At 66.2% G+C, this 6,000-nt stretch carries 4 protein-coding genes; 2 read left to right on the top strand and 2 right to left on the bottom strand.

Annotated elements, in window-relative coordinates; genetic code table 11:
• Nucleotides 1–546: flavin reductase family protein (locus D5S08_RS08920; RefSeq protein WP_145963201.1), on the top strand; the 546-nt coding region annotated here is incomplete at its 5' end.
• Between the two features lie 162 nt (nt 547–708).
• Nucleotides 709–1,944 (top strand): cation:proton antiporter, encoded by a 1,236-nt coding sequence (locus D5S08_RS08915; RefSeq protein WP_206610306.1) that lies wholly within the window; start codon nt 709–711, stop codon nt 1,942–1,944.
• 49 nt (nt 1,945–1,993) lie between these two features.
• On the opposite strand, the gene katG is transcribed toward D5S08_RS08915, so the two are convergent.
• Both katG and ahpF read right to left on the bottom strand, forming a co-directional pair.
• A complete protein-coding gene (katG, locus tag D5S08_RS08910; RefSeq protein WP_121117617.1) occupies nt 1,994–4,213 on the bottom strand; it encodes a catalase/peroxidase HPI in 2,220 nt (739 codons plus the stop codon).
• A 161-nt stretch (nt 4,214–4,374) separates the two neighbouring features.
• A complete protein-coding gene (gene ahpF / locus D5S08_RS08905; protein WP_121117615.1) occupies nt 4,375–5,967 on the bottom strand; it encodes an alkyl hydroperoxide reductase subunit F in 1,593 nt (530 codons plus the stop codon).
• Between the last annotated feature and the right edge of the window lie 33 nt (nt 5,968–6,000).

Below are 6,000 nucleotides of genomic sequence, written 5' to 3'. Positions count from 1 at the left end.
GCACCGCGTCCGATCGGCTGGATGTCGACGGTGAGCGCCGGGGGCGTACGCAATCTGGCGCCCTACAGCTTCTTCACCCTGATCAATTATCGGCCGCCGCTCGTCGCATTCTCGTCGTCGGGTTGGAAGGATACGGTGGCGAACATCCAGGCGAGCGGGGAGTTCGTCTGGAACCTGGCGACAAAGGCGCAGGCCGAGGCGATGAATGCGAGCTCGGCCGGCGTCGAGGCCGGCATCGACGAATTCGAACTGACCGGGCTTGGCGCCCTTCCCTCATCGCTCGTGAAGCCTGACCGGGTGGCGGGCAGCCCTGTGCATTTCGAATGCTGCCTGACGCAGCTGATCCAGCTGGAGAGCAGGAACGGCAGCAAGCTCGATCAGTGGCTTGTGATCGGCGAGGCCGTGGGCATTCACATCGATCGCACCATGCTCGAGGCCGGCGTTTACCAGACCGCGCGGCCACGTCCGATTACGCGCGGCGGCGGGCCTGCGGACTACTTCGAGATCACGGAAGACCAGCTGTTCAAGATGACACGGCCGGACTGACGCCGCTGCTCCAAACCTGTCATCCATACTCCTCCACCAGCCTGCGACTGGTCTCATTCTCCGGACTGTGCACGAGGAGGACAGGGCGATGCCTTCATTGTCTCTCCCCCATCCGCGCGAAGTGCTCTAAGCCGCCCAAAACCGGGGGAGGATAGAATGCACATGAATGCAGCCGAAGCATTCCTGCTGGCGATGCTGGTGATCTATGCGCTGCCATGGCTGGTCTGGCGTCTCGGGCGCACCGATGGCTGGGCGCCGCTGGTGGTGGTGCAGATCGTCGGCGGCATCCTGCTGGGGCCGGGTGTGCTGGGGGTGGCCTGGCCCGACGTGTATGGCGCAATCTTCACCCCCGCCACCATCGGCTCGCTGAACGGCATCGCCATGTGGGCGGTTATGATGTTCGTGTGGGTCGCGGGGATCGAGCTCGACATCGTGGAAGCGTGGCGCCGGCGGGCGGAGACGGGTGTGACCGCGGGCCTCGCGCTGGCGGTGCCGCTGCTGGCGGGCAGCGCGGCGGCGCTGCTGATGCTACAGGCGCCCGGCTGGCGTGGGCCACTGGGGGCGGACTGGCAGGTGGTGCTGGGCATCGGCATGGCCTGCGCCGTCACCGCCCTGCCGATCCTGGTGCTGTTCCTGGAGCGGCTGGACATCCTGCGCGAGCCGCTGGGCCAGCGGGTGCTGCGCTACGCCAGCCTGGACGATGTGGCGATCTGGGGCGTGCTGGCGCTGATCCTGCTCGACTGGGATCGGGTGGGCCGGCAGGGCGCGTTCCTGATCGGCTTCGTGCCGGCCGCACTGGCGGTACGCTGGCTGATGGCACGGGTGAAGCCGGCGGATCGCTGGCCGATCAGCCTGATGTGGCTGGCCGCTTGCGGCTTTGGCGGGGACTGGGCGGGCCTGCATTTCATGGTCGGCGCCTTCCTGTCAGGCATGGTGCTGGATGCCAGGCTGTTCGACCAGGCGGCGATGGACCGGTTCCGCGGCTTTGTGCTGCTGGCGCTGATGCCGGTGTTCTTCCTGTCCACCGGCCTGCGCACCCAATGGGGTATGGGCGGGTGGACGGTGTTCGCCGCGGCCGGGCTGCTGCTGGTCGCCTCTGTGGGGGGCAAGCTGGCGGGCGTGGGGCTGGCCGGGCGGCTGCTCGGCTGGGCGAAAGGCGAAGGGCTGACGATCGGCTGGCTGCTGCAGACCAAGGCGCTGATCATGATCATCTTCGCCAACATCCTGCTGGACCGGCAGATCATTACCGCCGACACCTTCACCGCTTTGCTGCTGATGGCGCTGGGCAGCACGATGCTGACCATGCCGATGGTGCGCGGGCGGATCGCGCGGGCGCTGCAACGCAAAAGCGGCCCCCTCCCGCATCGGGAGGAGGCCGGCATTCGCGAGCCTGTCTAGGGCTCTTGTCACCTGTCGTCGGGAGCCCAGCCGAGCTCCCGACATGCGATCACACCCGGCGATCGCCCACCGGACGGCTTTCCACGTCAAAGCGGTCCGCATCCATCACCTTGGTCCAGGCCTTGATGAAGTCGCGCACGAACTTCTCCTCGTTGCCCCGCTCCGCATAAACCTCGGCCGTGGCGCGCAGCTGCGAGTTGGAGCCAAAGATCAGGTCCGTGCGGGTGGCCCGCCACTTCTCGGTCCGGCCGCCGCGGTCATAGCCGATGAACTCCTCGTCCGAGCTCTCGTCCACCAGTTCCCACATGGTGTCCATGTCGAGCAGGTTGACGAAGAAGTCGTTGGTCAGCTGCCCCTTGCGGTTAGTGAACACGCCTTCCGGCTTGTCCCCCTGATTGGCGCCGAGGACGCGCAATCCCCCCACCAGCACCGTCATTTCCGGGCCGGAAAGGCCGAGCAGCGAGGCGCGGTCGAGCAGCAGCTCCTCCGTCTTCACCGAGTGGCGGGTCTTCAGGTAATTGCGGAACCCGTCCGCCACCGGCTCCATGACAGCGAAGCTTTCGGCGTCGGTCCACTCCTGCGTCGCATCGCCGCGGCCACCCTTGAAGGGCACCTCGACATCAAAGCCTGCATCGCGTGCGGCCTGCTCCACCGCGGCGCTGCCGGCGAGGACGATGGCGTCGGCCATCGACAGCGATCCGCGCAGCTCATCGATCCTCGACAGGATCTGCCCCAGCTCCTGCGGATCATTGACTGCCCAATTACGCTGCGGCTCCAGCCGGATGCGCGCGCCATTGGCGCCGCCGCGATGGTCCGATCGGCGATAGGTCGAGGCGGAAGCCCAGGCCGTCCTGACCAGTTGTCCGACCGAGAACCCGGCACCCAGGATCGCCTGCTTGAAGGCGGAGACATCGGCATCGGCCGGAATCGTGCCGGCCGGCACCGGATCCTGCCAGATCAGGTCCTCTTCCGGCACTTCGGGCCCGAGGTAGCGGACCTTGGGCCCCATGTCGCGGTGAGTCAGCTTGAACCAGGCACGGGCGAAGGCATCCTTGAATGCCTCGTGATCGTTGCGGAACCGCTCGGAAATGGCGCGGAATTCCGGGTCCATCTTCATCGCCATGTCGGCCGTCGTCATCATGGTCGGCACCTTGCGCCCGGGATTGTGGGCGTCGGGCGCCATGTCCTCCTCCCGCTGGTTGATCGGCTGCCACTGGCGCGCGCCGGCGGGGCTTTCGACGATCTCGTAATCGTAATCGAGCAGCAGGCGGAAGTAGTTCTCGCTCCACTCGGTGGGCGTATTGACCCAGGCGCCCTCGATCCCGCTGGTGATGGTGTGCGCGCCGATTCCGGTCTCGAACTTGCTGGTCCAGCCCAGGCCCTGCAGGTGGATCTCCGCCTCGCCGGGCGACTTGTCGACCAGGCTGGCATCGCCCGCGCCATGGGCCTTGCCGAAGGTGTGGCCGCCGGCGGTGAGGGCGACGGTCTCCTCGTGGTTCATCGCCATCCGCTCGAACGTGACCTTGATGTCGTGCGCGGACTGGAGCGGGTCCATGTTACCACCGCGGCCTTCGGGATTGACGTAGATGAGGCCCATCTGGATCGCGGCGAGCGGGGTCTCGAGATCGAGGTCCTCCTCGGGCAGGATGCGGGTCTTGTTGTCGGCATGGCCCACCATGGTCTCTTCCGAGCCCCAGTAGACGTCGCGCTCGGCCTCGAACACGTCGGCCCGGCCACCGCCAAAGCCGAACACCGGCCCGCCCATCGATTCGATGGCCACGTTGCCGGTAAGGATGAACAGGTCGGCCCAGCTGATATGCTTGCCGTACTTCTGCTTGATCGGCCACAACAGGCGGCGCGCCTTGTCGAGATTGCCATTGTCGGGCCAAGAATTGAGCGGCTCGAACCGCTGCTGGCCGCTATTGGCGCCGCCGCGGCCGTCCGCCGTGCGATAGGTGCCGGCCGCGTGCCAGGCCATGCGGATGAAGAACGGGCCATAATGGCCGTAATCCGCCGGCCACCACGGCTTGGAATCAGTCATCAGCGCCAGGATGTCGGCCTTCAGCGCGGCGTAGTCGAGCTGCTTGAACGCCTCGGCATAGTTGAAATCGCTGCCCATCGGATCGGGCGAGATGCCGCCATAGTGCAGGATCTCCAGTGGCAGCGAATCGGGCCACCAATCCCGATTGGTCCGCCCCAGCAGCGTGCGCGGCTTGACGTTGTCGTTGAAGGGGCAGCCCCCCGACATGTCTCCGGTCTTCATGTCCATGGCATCGTCTCCTTACCGTTATGGCGCGGAGACTATGCTTGAATCATGTTACCGACCAACGTTTCGTTCCGAACAGATTGAACGAGGGAAGCGATAACAGAAAGGGCGCGCCGCAGCCCAAGCCACGACGCGCCCTGTCTGTGCGATCAGCCTTCCTGCGATCAGGCAGCGGCCTGGACCAGTTCCTCCACCGCCTCGTTGCGGATCAGGTAGTCGAAAGCGGACAAGGCCGCCTTGCTGCCTTCGCCCATGGCGATGATGATCTGCTTGTACGGCACGGTGGTCACGTCCCCAGCGGCGAAGATGCCCGGCAGGTTGGTGGCGGCATGGCCGTCGATCACGATCTCGCCGTGCTTCGACAGCTCCAGGCCGCTATCCTTCAGCCATTCGGTGTTAGGCACCAGGCCGATCTGCACGAACACGCCTTCCAACGCGACGCCATGCTCCTCGCCCGTGGAGCGGTCCTTGTAGCGCAGGCCGTTCACGCGGGCGCCGTCGCCGGTCACCTCCGTGGTCTGAGCGTTCAGCAAGATGTCGACATTGGCCATGGAGCGCAGCTTGTCGACCAGCACCTGGTCGGCGCGCAGCTTCGTGTCGAATTCCACCAGCGTGACATGGCCGACGATGTTGGCGAGGTCGATCGCCGCCTCGACGCCGGAATTGCCGCCGCCGATCACCGCCACGCGCTTGCCCTTGAACAGCGGGCCATCGCAGTGCGGGCAATAGGCCACACCCTTGTTGCGGTACTCCTGCTCGCCCGGCACGCCCAGGTTCCGCCAGCGGGCGCCGGTGGACAGGATGATGGAGCGCGCCTTCAGCGATGCGCCATTGTCGAACACCACCTCGTGCATGCCGCCGGGCTGCGATGCCGGGATCAGCTTTGTCGCGGTCTGCAGGTTCATGATGTCCACCGGGTATTCGCGGACATGCGCCTCCAGCTGCGCGGCCAGCTTCGGTCCTTCGGTGTAGGAGGTGGAGATGAAGTTCTCGATCCCCAGCGTATCCAGCACCTGCCCGCCGAAGCGTTCGGCTGCGACACCGGTGGCGAAGCCCTTGCGCGCCGTATAGACCGCCGCCGCCGCGCCGGCCGGGCCGCCGCCGACTACCAGGACTTCGAACGGCTTCTTGTCGGCCAGCTTGGCCGCGGCGCGCACGGAGGCATTGCCGTCCAGCTTGGCGAGGATCTCCTCCACGCTCATCTTCCCGCTGGCGAACATCTCGCCATTCAGGACGGTGGCGGGCACGGCCATCACGCCGCGCTCGTCCACCTCGGCCTGGAACGATCCGCCTTCGATCAGGGTGGCGGTGATGTGCGGGTTGACCAGCGCCATCAGCGTCAGCGCCTGCACCACGTCCGGGCAGTTGTGGCAGCTGAGGCTGAAATACATCTCGAAGGCATATTCGCCTTCCAGCGCGGCGATCTGCTGCAGCACCTCTTCCGACACCTTGGGCGGATGGCCGCCGGCCCACAGCAGCGCCAGCACCAGGCTGGTGAATTCGTGGCCCATCGGCAGGCCGGCAAAGCGGACCCACTTGGACGCATCGCTGCCGCGGCGGATGATGAAGGACGGCTTGCGCGCATCGTCGCCGTCGAAGCTGGCGGTGACGAGATCGGACAGAGCCGCGATCTCGGTCAGCAGTTCGCGCGTGTCGGCGCTGCGCTTGCCATCGTCCAGCGAGGCGACGAGCTCGATCGGCTCGCGCAGATTGCCCAGATATTGCCGCAGCTGCTGCGTCATGGTGGCGTCGAGCATGGGGAAACTCCTGTGCGGGGGTGAGTGCTACAG

This window comes from Croceibacterium ferulae, assembly GCF_003660445.1.
Classification (GTDB): Bacteria; Pseudomonadota; Alphaproteobacteria; order Sphingomonadales; family Sphingomonadaceae; genus Croceibacterium; species Croceibacterium ferulae.
This window is presented reverse-complemented; position numbering and strand designations above follow the sequence as displayed.

Excerpts from the sequence above, each read along its gene's own strand:
- katG (WP_121117617.1), bottom strand. The coding sequence starts at position 4,213 with ATGGACATGAAGACCGGAGACATGTCGGGGGGCTGCCCCTTCAACGAC.
- ahpF (WP_121117615.1), bottom strand. The coding sequence starts at position 5,967 with ATGCTCGACGCCACCATGACGCAGCAGCTGCGGCAATATCTGGGCAAT.
- D5S08_RS08915 (WP_206610306.1), top strand. The coding sequence starts at position 709 with ATGAATGCAGCCGAAGCATTCCTGCTGGCGATGCTGGTGATCTATGCG.